This window comes from Maricurvus nonylphenolicus (assembly GCF_042854845.1).
GTDB lineage: Bacteria > Pseudomonadota > Gammaproteobacteria > Pseudomonadales > Cellvibrionaceae > Maricurvus > Maricurvus nonylphenolicus.
Window position 1 is genome coordinate 4,204,705 of the sequence record NZ_AP031498.1, and the last position, 18,468, is coordinate 4,223,172.

Here is an 18,468-nt window from a genome sequence, read left to right on the forward strand (position 1 = left end):
AACTAATTTCCCTCCAGTGAATATATCGATTTATCTTCAGTGACTGCTTGCGATGGGCTTTCAATGCTCTCTTCCTCTGCTTCTTTTGTATCATCAAGCATCAACATAAGAACTGGCAGAAACAGGAAATCGAAGATAAGCGCTACGCTAATAATAATGCCCGTCATAATGCCCATATCGGAATTGGGTTTATAACCCGACAGCGATAACACCGAAAAGCCGACAACCAGAGTCACGGTAGTGATAAGTAGAGCCTTGCCTACCGTCTCAAAGGTATAGTGAATTGCCTCATAGGGTGGTTTATTAAGACTACGTCTGGCGTGCAGGTATTTGCTGATAAAATGCACCGTATCATCGACAATAATCCCTACTGCCAGTGACACCAGAACAGCTGCAGGCATACCAATGGTTTGCATGGTAAAACCCCATACCCCAAACGCCATAATGGCCGGGGCAAGATTGGGAATCAGACTCATTAAGCCGTATTTGATGCTGCGAAAGGCGAATATCAGGATAAACGAGATTAACACCAGCGCCCCAAAGGTGGCTGCCAGCATACTTTTAATATTCCTTTCCGATAGGTGAGCATACATCACCGCCAACCCGGTCCCTTCTGAGATCATATGCGCAGGTACATTATCCTTTAACCAAGCCTGAGCCCTGGCATCGATAGCACGCACATCGTTAGCGGTTACATCGGTCAACGATACCGTCATACGTAACGACGACTTATCGACATTGATTTGGTTATTCAAATCCTGACCAAAGGGTAAAGATAATTCAAACAGCAACAGGTACTGGGCAATCTTATTGGTATCGTCAGGTATACGGTAATAGCGAGGATCATCCGCATTAATATTCATATTGAGCTTTTTCAATATGGGGATCAGGCTATTGACGTGGGTAACCTCCGGTTGTGTCTCATACCATGCAGAAAACTTTTCGACATGGCGTAAAAAATCGGGATCGTGAATACCCTTGGACTGCCCTGAATCGAGTGAATATTCGATGGTGTACAGCCCTGTCAGGTTATCCATCACAAACTCACTGTCTACCCGGTAGTCATAACTTTCATCAAAATAACGGATAAAGTCATCATTTAGCTCTATGCGATAAATTCCCAACGAAATGACCAAAGCCAAGGCAGTGGTAAACCACATGATGCCTTGCCGGTACTGAATGACTACAGCTGAAAAGCGCCTAACCAGTGCAGTGTCTCGCTTGGCTTTTTCTTTGGCTACCATATGTTTGGGCAGTAATACCGCCATCAATGCCGGCAACAGCATGACCGAGTAGAAAAATGCAGCAGCAATCCCCACCGCCACCATATTGCCCAGATCACGGAAAGGTGGCACGTCCGAATAATTCATGGACAAAAAGCCCAGCAACGTTGTGGCACTGGTAATAAACAGGGGCCGCATATTAATCTTCAGAGAGGTAATAATCGCACGGTAGCGATTATCGCCCTGATACATTCGCTGAAAGATCGTCAACAAAACATGAATGCTGTCCGCCAGCGCCAGGGTAAGAATAATGGGGGGCGCTGTAGACGACGGCCCGGATATCTTAATTCCCATCCAGCCACCCGCACCCAAACCCACCAGCATGGATAGAATGATTACCAGGACAGCCGCCAAAGTGCCGGATACGGACTTTAGGCAAAACCCCATCACCAGAATCAACACCAGGAACATTGCAGGAATTAAATCCTGCATATCCCGTTCAGCCCCCTCGCCCATGGTGCTGTCGATCATAATCCAGCCGGTCAGATAAAATTCCAGTTCCGGATAGCGCAGCTGATAGTCAGCCACCAGCTGTCTGACAAAGTCAGCAATCTCTGGTGCAACATTCTCACCACTGTCGGGTTTTATCACATCGATATTGATGCCCGTTACCCTGGCATCCTCAGAGATAAGCCGATTAATTAGTAAGGGCTCAGACAACGCGATCTGCTCAACTTCCGTCAATCGCTCAGCAGACAGCCTGTCTGCATGACGAACCAAATCTTCAACAATCAGTTCGTCGCCTTGCGCATAAGAATGTTTAAAGTTCGTTAGAGAGTCTACCCGGCTTGAATAGGGGATAGTCCAGGATTCCTTGGTCAGAGCCTCTATGACGGCAAGGGTGTCCCGGTTAAATACCGTCTTATCTTTGGCCGAGATAGCGATAAAAATATTATCGTTTTTAGTGTAGGTATTTTCGAGTGCCTCAAAATCCAGCAACTGAGGATTATCTTCACTAAAGAAAACCCGGATATCGGTATTTACCCCCAACCTGGAGGCCCCGACAACAAACACAGCGGTAATCAACACCATGGCCAGCATCACCAGCCAGCGGTACCTGATGATTGTTGATGTGTACAACCTCATAAAATGACTCATAGCGATTCCGTGCTGGTTGAAGAGTTGTTATACGAACGCCCTTTTAAACGTATCTTTCAAATCATAGGGACTGGTACAGTCGAACAATGCCTTCATGCTCCCAGGATTGTCACTGCGATAAGCCTGTGACTGTGTGGGATCCATGGGAAAGAGTTTATCGGTATTTAGCGTATGCATATCCTGATCGGCCTGGTAACGCGTCGTTAATGCCCAGAACAGATCATCAGGTGATTGCGGATCAACATCGGTATCGACAATAAAAATATGCTTCAGTGGCGGAATAGTGGATAACACCGCCATCGCCGCCTTTACTGCCAATTCATCATCTTCCGGGCGTTGCTTGTTAATTTGCAGAGCTGCCATTAGCACACCACCACCGGCTGCCGAGTAGTGAATTTTTCTCACATCCAAATCAAAGTTGCCCATCAAAATGCCACGAGTTGCAATTTCAGGCGTGATAGAGGTCAACTCCGATTGCTCCATGCCTGGACCAATAACCGTTTGATAGATAGGGTTCTGGCGATGGGTGATGGCTTTCACCTTAACGACCGGCACTCCAATGGGCGCTACCTGGCCCTGATAACCCAGTAATTCAGGCATCGAACCTTTTTCCGGGTTGGTATAGTTTTCTGGCATCTGCTCAGCCGTTAGCTCGGCTTCCAAGACAATTTCGGCATGACTGATACATTTGGCATCCACATGCAGGCAATCCGACAGATTCACCGCTTTGCCTCTGAGCCCACCGACGATATCCAATTCACTTTCGCCCTTTCCACACACGGGTTCGGTTAGGCTGGAAGCATAGTAAATCGCCGGGTCGAGACCAATATTGATAGAAACAGGCAAACTCTCCCCTCTTTCCATCGCCGCCTGGTACAGATTCCCCAGATGGTTGCCGGGATAAATAGAGATAGTCATCCTGTCTTTGCCGTGAATACACAAGCGGTGCACAGAGGCGTTGTAGTTATCGCTGTCCGGGTATTTAGCCAACACAAACCCCAGGGTGATATAGGGACCCGCATCGTTCGGCGTTAGGGTTAACACCGGTAATTGCTTGAGTAAATCTATATCAGCGTCTATTACAATTTCCTGGCAGGGCGGGTTGGGCACGGTCACCGGTGGTATTCGCTGCCCCAGAGCTTTCATAAAGGCGCCGTGATGACACTCAGCGTTACCGGTTAGCATCCGCTGATTTCTTTCTCTGGAACCAAACACGCCCATCAGTACCGACATATCATGCCCCACAACATTGGTGTACATCACCATCTGCTCTTCACGACTGATAGAAGATGCCGGAACCCCGGCACTGTTGTTGACATAGTGTTTAGCCACTTCGTACTCAGGGCTAATGCTATCCTCATGCTTAAGAATGCTGTCACCCTGCTCTTCCAGGAAAGCCAATGCTGTTCTGAGATCAACAATGTCGCAGGTCATATCAGGTTTCCTCATCAAAATTGCTGTACAGGTAGTAGTCTTTTTTGTTTAAACCATTAAAGAGGGTGTTGAGTACCGGATAGATTCCCTTCTCGGTCTTAACCATACGCCTGGACTCATTGGCCAATAGGAAAAATACTTTCTTTAGCCTTTTCAGCATGTCTTCATCACGCTGATCACAAAAGAATTCGTACTCAAAGAAAAAGCGCTTGCCGCCATCAATCGGCATGACGTAACAGAAAGCATTTTTAAGGTCGTGCAGTTCACCAAACTCCCTGTTTTTCTCGCATATCTCCTCGATAAGACCAAGGTTATCGGTATCAGTAAAATACATGACCGAGAAAAACCAGTGGGTTCGCAGGAAGCGCGGCGAGAACATGCGGTAGTTAAACCAGTATTCCGGGTCGCTGTACTCCTTATCGAAGTAGCTCCTGGTCAGTGCTTTGCGTAGTGGTTTATTGTCAATATGCTCAAATAGCTCTTCGACTTCATCCTCGGTGATTTCTATCTGCTTGAGAAAATACTCCAGCATATCGCCAAAGATATGATCGTAGGGTTTATCCTCGTCCATGACATCTTCGATCAGGGCCATACTTTCAGGCCCGGTAATGGCAGGTATACCCTGTATCACCCGCTGCATAGCAGAGCGGTCAATCAGGGTTAAATCAGGGAACTTCTGCTTGAGAGAGGCTAAATCCTTAGCATTCAGCATCATCATAATGCAGCTGTTAATCTTGAGGTAATACTGGGCGATATCGAGGAAGTTTTCCGAGTCCTCCTCACTGATACTCAAAAATTCAGAAAGCACCTCTACCCCAACCAGCCCCATACCTGTGCCGAGATCCTCTTTCGCAATCTCACGGGTTACCCGCAAACCATCCATCCTGTCGCGGAAAGGAATAAAGATGACGGCTTCATCCTCCTCAACCGGATAAAGCTTGATTTTTAAACGGGTACAGATATAGGGCAGCGAGGGTTGGTAGAAATCCTTGGGGCGGGTAGTGATCTGTGGAGCCTCTGCAGAAGTCGTACACAACACCTCCCCCTCATGGCTCACCAATTCCGCTTCAATATAGTGATCGGCCATCATGCCTTTTTTATAGCCGAAGAAGGAGTGAATGCCAGTAGAGACCTGATTGGCACAGACACCGGCAGCGGATTCGCCGATGGAGAATCGCAAACCTTTCTCCATCGCCGCCTGCTGCAGATCGAAAGCAATAATGCCCGCGCCTACCTCAGCCCAAGCTTCCCGCTCATTAATGATCAGGGTTTTCATGCGCCCCATATCAATGAGAATGACTTTTTCCTTGATGATATTGGAGCTATTGGTGCCCGAAGAAATAGGCAGATAAGGGATGCCCTGTTGATTGGCCAGCCTGACAATAGCAGCGGTTTCTTCTGCATCTTTAGGCAACACAACATAGGCAGGGGTAATTTCCTGACTGCTTAAGGAGCCAAAGGTGGCATAGGAGGTCAATATTGTCGGGTCGTTAAATGCCCAGTTTTCGCCAACGATATCCAGCAAGCCAGCCAAAACATCGTCGATCTCCCAAACCTGGATGGTTTCGGTTTTTTGTCTTTCCTTGAATAGCTTGCGCTTGGCGGCAAACACCTCACCCGGTGCCATTTCCATCTGAAAATAACACTGAATATTGCACTTGCCACAAAGCGTGCAGCTGTCGATCACTTTTTCCGTTTCTGTCGTTAAGGGTAGATCCCCCGACATTAGGTCCTTAAAGATCTTCAATCTGCCATGCGGATGATGGGCAAAGTTAACATGCTCCTCAGCGGCGTGACATCGCCCTGACCCCAGATAATCGATCCTGCACATACCGCAGTTTCTGCAATTATCGGCAATATCCACTTCCGCGTTATAAATTTCAGTATCGATTGTCATCACCTTTATGGCATTAAACCTGTAATCAAGGGCCCACAGGCGGGAAAGAGGCTATCCCCTACCGCAGATTCTGTGTGCCTTACTGAAGGTATCGTTAGCAACTGAGGCCAGTGTCGAGATATCCAAAGCAACACTAAAAGCCGCAATAATTTCGGCCAGCTTTTCTGCGCCCTTATCACCGGTGCAACCTAAAAGTTCCAGACATTCATTTTGGGTTGGCAAACGCTGGGCATTGGATTTGGTGCCGGTGATAATGCTTGAGTAGAGAGACGACCAATACACGCCCTCTTCAGTGGCTTCGCAAAACACCTGCTGTGAGGCTGATTCAACAACACAGCCCAAATCCTGCCCCGTGGCGGCGTACATGGCAGCAATCACATTAGTGGAGTTTACCGACAGGCCGCCGGGTGTTCCCGCGAAGGTATTGGCAACAGCACCCTGATTTGCTTCAGCCATAAATTGCTCGACGGTACAATCGAAGATTGACTCCATGGCCTCCTTCTTCAAAAATACTTCCGTAAATACTCTCGCGCCACGGGAAGAAGTGTTTGAATTTAAATTCATATAATTGAATTTCTTGTCACCTGCCAGGTTGCCTTCAACCGAATAAAAACGGATTTTCAATGAGGTTTGCGCCTCAATATTGTCTCGAATCCAGATGGCGGCATTATCGGTCATGATAGTCACCATATTCTGACCTGCTGCATCACCAGTTAGAAAACAGAACTTTAGATGAACCGTATTACCAATAATGTAGTCTTCAATGGCATCAAGCCTGCCGTGGCGGGATAATTTATTGCACTCAGCTTCGATAGTGTCATAGCTTGCACGAATCCAGCGGACAAACGCTTCACACTCTTCGAGATTATTGAATTGGAAAACCGGCGCCCGTGTCATTTGACGCTGCATGACCTTAACGCGAATACCACCGGATTCATTGATCACCCGTGCTCCCCGTGATGCCGACAGAGTAATAACCCCCTCTACCGTAGCAAAAGGAGCCATAAATAATCCCTCGGCCAGCTCGCCGTTAATTTGCAATGGTCCAGCTAATCCCACAGGAATCTGAACAGCACCGACAAAATTCTCAATAACCCCGCGCAGTCGCCTTGGGTCTATCTTATGAGACGTTACAGCGTCCATATCAAGATCAAACTTGTCCTTTACCCAATCCACACGTTTTTGCAGCGAAATGGGGTTGTGGCTATTACCCTTGGGCACCCGATCATCTGCCGAGAGCTTATTGGCCTTAGTGATACTTTCGTCGATCTCTTGTTTAATATTCATATTATGGCTATCTTGCTCGTGCGTATTAGGCGTAGGTTGGGCTGTTAATCACAGCATTGACAACTTCTTCTACAGTTTTAAAACCTTCCAGATCCGCATCATCAATATCGATTTGATAGATCTCTTCAAGCCCAGTACCCAGCTCAACAAAGCCAATAGAATCCAGGCCGATATCTTCTCTCAGGTCATCTTCCAGACTGACAGACACCGGGCTGGGCAAAGACTTATTGATAATTGCTACGATGGTGTTAAAGATTTCATTTCTGTCCATGTGTGAACTCCCACAATCAATTGGTGTGATATAAGTAGATGAATGTAACAATCGCCAGCATTTAAACTTTTGAAACAATCAAACTGCCATTGGTACCACCAAAGCCGAATGAGTTTGTCATCACAGTGTTTAAGTCAGCGACTTGATTCGCAGTAACGATATTGAGATCTTCAAAGGCGCTATCCATGTTATCGATATTCACCGAAGCGGTAACAAAGCCTTCTTTCATCATGAGCAGGCAATAAATCAGCTCATGTACGCCAGCAGCACCGATACCATGCCCGGTCAACGACTTGGTTGAAGAGATTTTTACCGGGTGATCATCAAACAAGTTTCTGATAGCAATGGTTTCCGCCAGATCACCTGCCGGTGTGGCGGTGCCATGGGCATTGATATAATCAATTGCAGCGGGACTTATACCGGCATTTTCCAGCGCTACTTCCATACAACGTTGGCACCCCTCGCCGCCAGGATGGGGTTGGATAATGTCGTGACCATCGGTACTGGTACCAAAGCCAATAATCTCGCCATAGATTGGCGCCCCTCTGGCAACGGCGCGGTCGTACTCTTCCAATATAACAACACCAGCACCACCACTGATGACAAAACCATCGCGATCTTTATCAAAAGCGCGCGAGGCCTTTTGCGGTTGATCGTTGTATGATTTGGAAAGCACTTTGCGCATACCTTCAAACATGGAGGTGTAAACAGGTGATACTTCCTCTGCGCCACCGGCTATAACCAAATCGCAGATACCCTGCTGAATCAATTCAGCGCCATGACCAACATTGTGTACCGATGTTGCACAGGCAGAACTCATGGAATAACTTCTGCCGCGGATACCATAGTAATTTGATAAGTTGGCACTGACCGAACTTGCCATTGCACGAGTCACCTCGAAGGCACTGGTCATTTTTTTCTGCCCTTGCAGCTGAGCGATTGCTTCTTGAAAGGGACTCGCACTGCTGAATCCGCTACTGGCAATGCAACCGGTTTTTATACTATTTAGATCTTCGGGTGATAAACCGCTATCGGCAATAGCCTGCTCTGCACAAATTAAAGTATGGATTGCCGTCACATCCATAAAGCGGGCTTTAATACCGAAATCTTTTCTCAAGCTATCAACATCTGGCATTTTAACAGTGCCAGCTACGCGACTTTTAAATCCGTATTCCACCCACTCTGGCACTGCTGCCAAACCAGATCGATTATCACGTAACGATGCTGAAACCTCATCCACAGAGTTACCGATGCTTGAGAGTATTCCCAGCCCAGTTATTACAATTCTTCGACGCATAGTTAGGCTCCGGGTTTATTATTCGGCTGAATGCACATTCTATTTTTGCGCTCATAGGCGACAACTGTCCCTAGGTACAGGTGACAGAAAAAAACGCCCCCCATACCATCGACGCAAACAGATCATAATTTCAAGCACCATAACTGGGCGCTAAAGAAAACCCTGGAAAAGCAAACATGTTTGAATGGAACAAAGAGCAGAAACAATTGGCAGACTCCATTCGAAAATGGGAAGGTCGCTTCACAAGACAGAGTGACACCTGCTTGGACCCAGAGCAGTTCCAACGTAATTGGACACTAGTTCAGGAAATGGGAATCCTGTCTCTGCCAATAGAAAATGAGTACGGAGGATTAGGTCAAAATGTATTGACCACCATGCATGCACTGGAGTCCTTTGGCTCTATTTGTTGTGATGAAGGTCTCAGTTTCTCGGTTTCATCGCATATGGTTAGCACAGCTATACCCATCCAGAAATTTGGTTCCTCCAGCCAGAAGAACGATTACTTACCATTGATTTGTGCAGGAGAAAGAATAGGCGCACACGCCATCTCAGAATCAGAAAGTGGTTCTGATGCCTGGAGCATGAAAACCAAAGCGGTTGCCTGTGGAGAGGGTTATCGACTCAACGGCAGCAAAACATTTACCTCCAATGGTCCTATTGCCGATACCTTCATTGTTTATGCCAGAACCAGTGAAGAGACTGGAACCCTAGGGGGTTTTAGTGCATTTATCGTGGACAGGGACACACCAGGGTTTACCGTTGGCTCAACACTTAAAAAAATGGGTCTCCATTCATCACCTCTTTGTGACCTCTATTTTGACCACTGCCTTTTAACGCCGGATAAGCTATTGGGAAAAGAGGGACAAGGATTTTCCATATTTAACTATGTGATGAACTGGGAAATCCTGCTGTCTTTTATCATCAATGTTGGCGAGATGCAGGGTCTGCTTGATAAGTGCATTGAATACAGTAAAACACGAAGCCAATACGGCCAACCTATTGGCAAGTATCAAGCCATCTCGCACAAGATAGCCGATATGAAAATAGGCCTGGAAACCTCAAGAACCATGCTCTACAAGGCTGGATACGGCTTTCAACATGGACGCAACATTACTACCGATCTTTCCATAGCCAAGGTTGTGACCAGTGAAACCTTTGTAAAAAGCGCGTTGGACGCGATTCAGATCTTTGGCGGTAATGGTTATATGCAGGAAACCGGAATCGAAAAATATCTCCGTAATTCCGTTGCCAGCAAGATTTATTCTGGCACATCGGAAGTTCAGCGTAATACCATCGCCTCAATGCTGGGCCTGTAACCTTATACGCTTATGGAAATCAGAACCATGCACCCCCTAGTCCACGATGCCATGTTAACGTCGGCACAAGGGTCACCATACGCACCTGCCATAGAGTTTGCCGACCGCCAGCTGACCTACAGTGAACTCGATGCGGGCTCAGCGTCGATTGCATTAGCATTAACCCCTTCAATCAAGACTGAAGAAACCTGCATCGCCATTTTTATGGACAAACGTCTTGAGGCTATTCTAGCCCTGTACGGCATACTTCGTGCCGGTGCAGCCTATGTACCACTGGACACCAAGAATCCCGCATCGAGAATTCAACATATTATCAGCCAGTGCGGTATTACGACGTTTATTACAACACCAGATTTTGCGGGACAGCTTGATAATATACTTGCAGAACTCGATGGCAATTTCGAATGTATTATCGTCACGGAAGATCCATGGACGCCTACAATCTCTTCCCATAGTTACCAGATAGTTAATGCCTTCCAGTCTCAGCTGACTGCACCAGCAGTAATAGATCACGTTGTCGGGGTGGACAAGGCCGACAGCGCCAATCAACTTGCAGCCGTGCTCTACACATCCGGATCTACGGGAACTCCCAAAGGGGTTATGATTACTCACGCCAATATCAGTGTCTTCACGAATTGGGTAGTGAGTTATTTCTCATTAAGCTCAGACGATCGCTTGGCTAGCCACGCGCCCTTGTATTTCGACCTGTCATTACTGGATATTTTTGCCGCCCACCATTGTGCAGCTACGGCAGTATTAATACCTGAAACCATGGTCGGCAATCCCAGGTACCTCACACAATTTATCGTCGAAAAGCAGATCAGCAGTTGGCAATCGGTACCCACAGCACTCACCCTGATGCTGAAATACGGCGGCATAGATCAACACCAATACCCACAGTTGCGCCATGTGCTCTTTGCCGGTGAGCGTATGAGCACTCAGAACGTCCAAGGTCTTACTGAATACTTCCGGGCAGCAACATTCCATAATATTTACGGCTCGACGGAAACCAATGATACCTTTATCTTCAGTTTTGCTGCCACGCTAGAAAATATACCCGACCCACTCCCTATTGGCAGACCTCTGCCCTATGTTGAATATAGGATCGATAAGGGTGATAAAAATATTCCCGGTGAGGAAGGTGAATTGCTAGTCAAAGCACCCACCCTTATGCGTGGTTATCGGGGCCAGTCGGCAATCAATAGCGGCGGCAACATTGACAGTATCCCCTACTACCGTACATCTGATTTTGTCAAAGTTCTCAATAACGGCGATTTGGAATTTATAGGACGCACCGATGATGTCGTAAAGTCCAATGGCTACCGTATAAATCTACTGGCAATCGAATCCGTACTGCAAAATCACGAAGCAATTCAGGAAGTGGCTGTACTATCCATACCCGATGAAGACATGGGTAATAAAATTATTGCTGTCATCACAACTCCCAGCACCGATACGATAAGTGCTATAGCGTTAAGACTTTATTGCGCAGAGCACCTGCCCAAGTATGCTATCCCGCATTTGTTTGAGATACGCTCACAATCCCTTCCAAAGACTTCTTCTGGAAAAACCAACAAAAAATCACTGATACAATTGAGGTGTAACCATGTCGAACATTCATGATCTAAAAAGCTTTATTGTGGAAGAGTTTATTCCCGATACACATCAGGACGAAATCTCTGATGATCTCGAACTTATCAAAAGCGGAATCCTGGATTCTCTTTCAGTGTTAAAGCTGGTGGCATTTATTGAAGACCGCTACGACATTGCACTGGATCCGAGTGAAATTGATCCCGACAACCTTAACTCCATCCGAGCTATCGATGCGCTGATATCGAAAAAACTGGAGCAAAGCTCGGTAGTTTAGGGCCGACATAACGGATAAGAGACATGCTGCCAAAAGTCAAAATATGCGGTGTTACACAGGCGGAAGTAATAAAACACCTGGATAATCTGGGTGTTTCCTACGCCGGTCTGTGGCACGGCATTCCTGAGGGGAAATACAACCTCAGCCTGGCCGAGCTTACAGCGCTAACATCGATACCGGTGCAAAATGTCTCTTTCACTATGGTCACACTCAACAGTGAGCTTGATTTTTTGTCACAGGCTATAGAGCTGGCTCATATCAACGCCATACAGTTTCACGGCTTCACACTGCCCTCTGTGATCGAAAAAATAAAGCATCAATATGGCCATTCAATAGAGATTTTAAAAGTTATCCACATTAAGGATAACCAGTGCCTCGAAGGCGGGTTTATTCAACGCTATATAGACGCAGGCTGTGATGCACTGATTCTTGATAGTTACCAGGATAACACCCGCATCGGCAGTACCGGCATCAGGCTTGAGCAGCATGTTATAACAGACTTTGTATCCACCTGGGGAAATCAGATAAGCATAATGATTGCAGGCGGACTAAGTGAAAACACCATTCCCGAACTTATCACTTCAACCATGCCTTTCGGTATTGATATAGACAGTGCCGCCAGACACAACGGTATTATTAACCGAGAACGTGTCACTGCAATAATGACGAGCGTCGCGAGTGCTTCAATGCCGAGATTGGAGACAACAACAGTAATATAAAAGGTGAGATTATGATTGTTCGCAGCATAGAAGACATTATCAACAGCGATAGAAATGTAGCCTGGGGCAACGGCCAAAGCCGACGCTTCCTGGTTGAAAGCGATACCATGGGTTACAGCTTAACCGACACTATCATCAACGCTGGCACCACGTCTTTACTGGAATACAAGAATCACCTGGAAGCCTGCTACTGCATTGAAGGCGAAGGCACGGTAGAAACCGTAGATGAAGGCAAGATTTACTCCATCAAAGCCGGAACCATGTACGCGTTGGATAAAAATGACAAGCACTATCTAACCGCACATACCACCATGCGCCTGGTTTGCGTATTTCTTCCTGCGCTGGAAGGGCATGAAGTACATAACCTGGCAGCAGAAGAAAGCTCTTGTTATTAATTCAATAAAAACCAAACGTCTATATAGGTTGATGAAATATTCCTTATGACCAATACAGAAGATAATCCTTACCTTACGCCTACAGAGATTATTGACAGCGATCACCCGACGGTAGTGGCCTATGCTGCTGAAATCACGAACGGTGATCTTTCCGATCCTGTAACCGTTGCGATCACGCTCTACAATCGGGTACGTGATGATATTTTATACAACCCCTATATCGCCTATCACCGTGAGGAGTCTTACCAAGCCAGTAACGTCTTGATGCAAGGAAAAGGCTACTGTGTCAGTAAAGCTTCTCTATTGTGTGCTCTTGGCCGAGCTTGCGGAATTCCTTCACGTGTCGGCTTTGCCACGGTCAGAAACCATATTGCCACTAAACAGCTTATCGACACCATGGGCTCTAACGAATTTGTCTACCATGGCTATACCCAATTTCTACTTAACGGTAGATGGGTCATTGCCACTCCTGCCTTTGATACAGAAACCTGTAAAAGACATAGAGTAGACCCCTTAGTATTTAACGGCATTGATGACTCCAAGTATCAGCAATTCAATAAAGATAAAGCTGACTTTATGGAATATATCGACCACCACGGCAGCTACGCCGACATTCCCGTCGACACCATTATGGCAGCATTCCGAGACAAGTACGGTAACGAATTGGTACAAAAGTGGATTGATGCTTTTGAAGCTATGCGTGGCATCGCCAAAAGGCGATTCAGTGAAGAAAGTGTGGTTAATTAATACGTTATCGAAAACCACTCGTAATATACATTGGTAGGCAATCCGGTATCTATGAGCAAACTCAAAGCAACGATCAGCAGCAATAGCGATAACAATCGGCGCAGCCTGATGGCATACCTAAACTGTGGTGATCCCAATATCGGCATTACCGAGCGCCTGATTAAAACCTGCCATGCACAAGGTATCGACATTATTGAGCTAGGCGTCCCGTTTCCTAACTCCTTTACCGATGGCAAAGTGGTTAAGCGCTCTCATCAACGGGCACTAGACAATGATATTAACTTCGAAGATACCATCGAATTGGTTAAAAAGCTCCGCTCTGACGACTGCTCCATCCCCATTGTGCTGCTGGTGGACTTCTCCCATAGTGTAAAGCCCAGAGGCATCAAGCGCATCGTTGAACAAACCAGTGCCAGTGGTGCCGATGGACTGCTGATCCACGGCCTGCCCCCGCTGTATACCAGTGAATATCTGCAGGCAGCGAAATACTGCGACCTGGACTGCATATTTAGCCTCTATCCCAACTCACCCAGCGATAAGGTGCACGCTACCTTGTCCAATAGCCACGGTTTTATCTATCTGGTTTCCCAATATGGCCGTACTGGCACCAGTGTTGATTTTTCCTCGAGCACGCTTAAGACATTCTATGCCTCGATAAAGAATAGTACCGACACACCATTATTGGCGGGCTTTGGCATTAAGGATGCTTCAGATATCGACTCGCTCTTTACTCACACCAATATAGACGGCGCCATTCTGGGCAGCGCAATTTGCAACATCATTGAGTCAAACAACGGATCTGAAGAAGCACTTTTTACCGCCCTGGAAAAGTACCTTGAAATGATCGTTGCGAAGAAATCCATAGGTTATGGGGAGCAACAACGTGCTTCGTGAAATCATCCGTAACGATAGTGCCGTTAATCAGAAAGATTTTGATACTTTCCTTGATTCACTATTGTCTGAAAAGAGTAAAAGATCATCGCTGATTGCACTTATGGCAGCGCTGGCGGCAAAACCCCTGGCACTGACCGATATCATTAACTTTGTCGATTTTATCGAGCGTGAATCCCCTAAAAGACGGCTCAGCATATCCGATAAGCTGATAAATATTGTCGGCACTGGAGGCGGCATATCTACATTTAATATTAGTACCTCCGCAGCATTCGTCGCTGCTGCTGCCGGTGCTACGGTATTAAAAAGTGGCTCCTTCTCCTATAACAGCCAATGTGGCTCGCTCGATCTGCTAACGTCCCTCGGTATAAACATCAATATCAATGAGCAACATCTGGAAACGATGTTAGAGGAATTACATATCGGCTTTGTTAACCCGGCTATGTATCCTCCCCTGCTGCGACGTATCGCCGTATCAATTATGCCCCTGGATATGCGTGATATCGGTGGTTTTATTAATAAAATAGGCCCCCTTCTCTGTCCCTTTGAAGTTCATGGTCAGGTATGCGGGGTCAGCCACTACGAATATATTGATATCTTTGCCAAAGCCCTACAGCAACGCGGCATTCACAATAGCATTGCAGTTTGGGCAGAAGCGGGAATGGATGAATTCTCTGCGATTGGGCACTCCTATTATGCCAGTGTCAAAAAAGACATTCGTAAAGTGGTTTTTAACCCCAAAGATTATGGTATCGATCACGCAGATATTCGTGAAATCAAAGGCGGTACAGCCGCTGACAACCTGGCCATGCTACAGACAATACTCAGCGCAGGTGTGCCTCAGGCTGGTAGCGATACCGTTATCATCAATGCCGCCTTTATGCTTCAACTCGCGGGCAAGGCCGCCACGATTGAAGAAGGACTGGCACTCGCCCGATGTGCCATCACAAGTGGTGATGCAGCCCGTTTACTTAAGCAGGCGGTTGAATTCAGTCATGATTATGCTGAAAGGGCTTGCACGTGACAGACAGAAGAGCATGGCTACCTCAGATAGCCGCAGCGAAACAGCAAGGCTATATTCCTGTCATTGCAGAAATCAAAGCGTCTTCACCGGCGGAAGGCGATCTGATAGGTAATCGTTCTATTGCGGACATTGTTGCTGCTTACGAAGCCGGTGGAGCGGCCTGCATATCCGTGGTTACAGGCCAGTGGTTTGGCGGCCATATCGATATGCTCTCAGAAACAGCTGCCACAACCTCTCTACCGGTTCTACGCAAGGACTTGATCGTCAACCTTGATCAGATAAAACAATCCCAGGATTACGGAGCCAATGCGGTTCTGCTAACCCGTAAGATCCTCAGGCCATCTCACCTCGCCAAGATGATAGAGCTATGCCTAAACCTGGGAATAACCCCATTTATCGAAGTCGCAAGCCAAGATGAAATGGCAGACATCACTTCCGACAACCGAATTATTGTGGCCATAGCCAATCGAGATATTGGCCGCAAAGAGCTCGATATCAACAGCGGATATAAAAGTCTGAATTTAATTGACCACCTGCACGCCAACGTCGGGGCACGAATTAGCGCTAGCGGTATATCTTCAGCAGAAGACGCCAGTAAACTTATTCAGGCAGGCTTCGATGGTTTACTTATTGGTACATCGATCCTCAAGGCAGCTAATCCTGCTCAAGCTGTCCGTGAGATCACCAGCATTCATCAATAACGAATAAATATAATGAAAAAACCTACCTTGCCAATCCATCATGGGTTTATCACATCAGTAGCGACGTTTGTCTTTGTACTTTTTTCGAGTCATCTATGGGCACTTGAAATTACCGGTACCGTGGGTCTGGAAAAGCGTCATTTTAATGATCAAGAAAGCTTTTTAAATCAGGATGACGGGGGGTTATCGTTAAAATTTCAGGCCGAAATACGCCATAAATGGGATGACAACCAGAAGGTTATCACCTTTGTACCTTTTTACCGTAAAGATCAGACTGATGACGATCGAACTCACGGTGATATTCGCCAGCTGGATTTTATCGCTGTGGACGATAATTGGGAGTATCAATTGGGAATAGGCAGAGTATTTTGGGGCGTGGCGGAGTCCTCCCATTTAGTCGACATTATCAACCAAACCGACGCGGTAGAAAACATCGATGGAGAAGATAAACTAGGCCAACCCATGGTCAGAGCTAGCTACCTCTACGGAGACGGTGCCGTAAGCTTGTATGTTTTACCCTATTTCCGGGAACGAACCTTTGCCAGCGCAGAAGGTCGGCTTCGTCCACAACTTCCTGTTAATACCGACGATGCACAATATGAATCATCCAAGGAAAAAAATCATATTGATTACGCGCTTCGCCTGCAACATACCATCGATGAGATCGATATCGGTTTATCCTATTTTGATGGAACCTCTCGCGAGCCAGATCTTATCCCCAACCTGATCAATCACACCTTAACGCCCTACTACCCTCAGATAACACAATTGGGCCTGGATCTTCAGTTTACCGGGGAAGAATGGCTGTGGAAGCTTGAAGCAATCAATAGAGAATTTAAACATGATCGTTTTCATGCTGAAGTCGCGGGTTTTGAATACACCATCCCCCGTTTCATGGAAAGCTATATGGATTTGGGACTTTTACTTGAATACCATCATGACTCTCGAGGAGAAGTAGCCGCCGCCCGCTTGCAAAACGATTTATTCCTGGGCTCGCGCATGGTATTCAATGACTTAGGTGATACCGAATGTCTATTGGGCGTTTATTTAGATCAAGACAACAACACCAAAAGCTATAACATTCAATTTAGCCGACGCTTCCACGACGTATTTAAATTACATGTGGAAGCGCAGCTATTTGAGGACGTTGATAAAACCGATCCGCTTTATGACCTAAGAAATGACAGCTATATTTCCGTAGAGATGGAATACTTTTTCTAATATTGCTAAGCGGCCGAAAGCGAGTTTAGGGATTCCATAAAACTGTGGTGCCTACAAATGGCTTCAGCCTTACTACTAACACCAATCTTCTTGTAAATATTGGACGTGTGAAATTTAATCGTTCTTTCACTGATGCCCAGTATTTTACTGATCGTCCAGTTATCCTTGCCTTTGATAATCCATTGCAATACTTCTTGCTCCCTTGTCGTCAATCCGGATTCCTGGAACTGCTTTGAAATCAGATGTAAACGCGAAACCCCAGACAGTAAATGCGGCAAAATAAACATAAAGATTTTTTTATGCCGCTCCTGTAACAGCGCCCTATTTGAGTGCAAACACAAAAAGCTCACTTCAGATCGATCATGATCCCCAATAATGACTATATAGTCATCATCAAGAAAATATAAAAAGGGCATAGAATCTACAGGGGAATAGGTAATACTGTTTAAATCAGGCAAGTGCTCTTCACGCATCGTTGCAATAACGTATTCACATCTGCCACATTCCCGGTTAAACACACCCAACGCACTGTCACGTATTTCCAGTAGGGATTCTACGTTAATCAGTAGTTGTAATCCCAAAGCGTCGGAATCCATATGTTGCAATTGGTAGACCACATCAATCATTGTTTTTATGTCGTTAGCATTCAAACCTGAAAGTTGCTTACTGTCTACTTCGAGTCTCTCTGTATCTCTCACACTGTGTTGGTTAGCAGTCAACATATTTGCTCCTGTTATTAGCTTTTCACTCTTGGTGGTGAATCTGCTTTTATTATTGTATTCATCCTAAATACTGCCAGGTTTTTATACCGACCCTACTTGGCTATTTCAAGCCCTCCCTAGGGGTAGTCCCGCTAAAAAATAACAAAATGTCGTCTGTATTATTTTTTATTTAGGAGAGAATTTTCTGATACACTACTGGATACGTAATCAATAGCGATTGAAGTTTTTCACACGGTCCACGAATAACTTCTGACCCATCAGTCAGAAACTAAAATATAATTTTTTATATTCTTGAAGC

General features: G+C 46.2%; 17 protein-coding genes. 10 read left to right on the plus strand and 7 right to left on the minus strand.

Annotated elements, in window-relative coordinates; genetic code table 11:
* Positions 1–2: 2 nt before the first annotated feature.
* From ACGHZ6_RS18285 to ACGHZ6_RS18310, 6 genes are all read right to left on the minus strand, one after another.
* Entirely contained in the window at positions 3–2,381 is a 2,379-nt protein-coding gene (locus ACGHZ6_RS18285) for an RND family transporter (protein WP_390615461.1), read from the minus strand.
* A gap of 27 nt (positions 2,382–2,408) precedes the next feature.
* Entirely contained in the window at positions 2,409–3,815 is a 1,407-nt protein-coding gene (locus tag ACGHZ6_RS18290) for a UbiD family decarboxylase (RefSeq protein WP_390615462.1), read from the minus strand.
* A gap of 1 nt (position 3,816) precedes the next feature.
* Complete coding sequence (locus tag ACGHZ6_RS18295; RefSeq protein WP_390615463.1) at positions 3,817–5,712, minus strand: FAD-binding protein; 1,896 nt, start codon at positions 5,710–5,712, stop codon at positions 3,817–3,819.
* Between the two features lie 51 nt (positions 5,713–5,763).
* Entirely contained in the window at positions 5,764–6,999 is a 1,236-nt protein-coding gene (locus tag ACGHZ6_RS18300; RefSeq protein WP_390615464.1) for a hypothetical protein, read from the minus strand.
* A gap of 25 nt (positions 7,000–7,024) precedes the next feature.
* Positions 7,025–7,270: an acyl carrier protein gene (locus ACGHZ6_RS18305; RefSeq protein ID WP_390615465.1), complete on the minus strand. Its 246-nt coding sequence runs from the start codon at positions 7,268–7,270 to the stop codon at positions 7,025–7,027.
* Between the two features lie 61 nt (positions 7,271–7,331).
* Entirely contained in the window at positions 7,332–8,567 is a 1,236-nt protein-coding gene (locus tag ACGHZ6_RS18310; protein WP_390615466.1) for a beta-ketoacyl-[acyl-carrier-protein] synthase family protein, read from the minus strand.
* A 176-nt stretch (positions 8,568–8,743) separates the two neighbouring features.
* Between ACGHZ6_RS18310 and ACGHZ6_RS18315 the strand changes: the two genes are divergently transcribed.
* Genes ACGHZ6_RS18315 through ACGHZ6_RS18360 form a run of 10 tightly spaced genes read left to right on the plus strand, consistent with a single transcriptional unit; the run spans position 8,744 to position 17,448 of the window.
* A complete protein-coding gene (locus ACGHZ6_RS18315; protein WP_390615467.1) occupies positions 8,744–9,883 on the plus strand; it encodes an acyl-CoA dehydrogenase family protein in 1,140 nt (379 codons plus the stop codon).
* Positions 9,884–9,910: 27 nt separating this feature from the next.
* On the plus strand, positions 9,911–11,506 hold the full coding sequence (locus ACGHZ6_RS18320) for an amino acid adenylation domain-containing protein (RefSeq protein WP_390615468.1): 1,596 nt from the start codon (positions 9,911–9,913) through the stop codon (positions 11,504–11,506).
* Positions 11,490–11,750 (plus strand): acyl carrier protein, encoded by a 261-nt coding sequence (locus ACGHZ6_RS18325; RefSeq protein WP_390615469.1) that lies wholly within the window; start codon positions 11,490–11,492, stop codon positions 11,748–11,750. Before ACGHZ6_RS18320 ends, ACGHZ6_RS18325 begins: the two co-directional genes overlap by 17 nt.
* A gap of 23 nt (positions 11,751–11,773) precedes the next feature.
* On the plus strand, positions 11,774–12,469 hold the full coding sequence (locus tag ACGHZ6_RS18330; RefSeq protein ID WP_390615470.1) for a hypothetical protein: 696 nt from the start codon (positions 11,774–11,776) through the stop codon (positions 12,467–12,469).
* 11 nt (positions 12,470–12,480) lie between these two features.
* On the plus strand, positions 12,481–12,864 hold the full coding sequence (locus ACGHZ6_RS18335; RefSeq protein WP_390615471.1) for an ectoine synthase: 384 nt from the start codon (positions 12,481–12,483) through the stop codon (positions 12,862–12,864).
* A gap of 45 nt (positions 12,865–12,909) precedes the next feature.
* The gene (locus ACGHZ6_RS18340; protein ID WP_390615472.1) at positions 12,910–13,611 is read left to right on the plus strand and encodes a transglutaminase family protein; all 702 of its coding nucleotides are present in this window, start codon (positions 12,910–12,912) and stop codon (positions 13,609–13,611) included.
* Between the two features lie 51 nt (positions 13,612–13,662).
* Positions 13,663–14,505, plus strand: coding sequence for a tryptophan synthase subunit alpha (trpA, locus tag ACGHZ6_RS18345; RefSeq protein WP_390615473.1), 843 nt, complete (start codon positions 13,663–13,665; stop codon positions 14,503–14,505).
* On the plus strand, positions 14,495–15,526 hold the full coding sequence (trpD, locus tag ACGHZ6_RS18350) for an anthranilate phosphoribosyltransferase (RefSeq protein WP_390615474.1): 1,032 nt from the start codon (positions 14,495–14,497) through the stop codon (positions 15,524–15,526). Before trpA ends, trpD begins: the two co-directional genes overlap by 11 nt.
* Entirely contained in the window at positions 15,523–16,227 is a 705-nt protein-coding gene (locus tag ACGHZ6_RS18355; RefSeq protein ID WP_390615475.1) for an indole-3-glycerol-phosphate synthase, read from the plus strand. The genes trpD and ACGHZ6_RS18355 overlap by 4 nt, the downstream gene beginning before the upstream one ends.
* 12 nt (positions 16,228–16,239) lie before the next feature.
* Complete coding sequence (locus ACGHZ6_RS18360) at positions 16,240–17,448, plus strand: hypothetical protein (RefSeq protein ID WP_390615476.1); 1,209 nt, start codon at positions 16,240–16,242, stop codon at positions 17,446–17,448.
* A gap of 5 nt (positions 17,449–17,453) precedes the next feature.
* On the opposite strand, the gene ACGHZ6_RS18365 is transcribed toward ACGHZ6_RS18360, so the two are convergent.
* On the minus strand, positions 17,454–18,170 hold the full coding sequence (locus tag ACGHZ6_RS18365; protein WP_390615477.1) for a LuxR C-terminal-related transcriptional regulator: 717 nt from the start codon (positions 18,168–18,170) through the stop codon (positions 17,454–17,456).
* Positions 18,171–18,468: the final 298 nt, after the last annotated feature.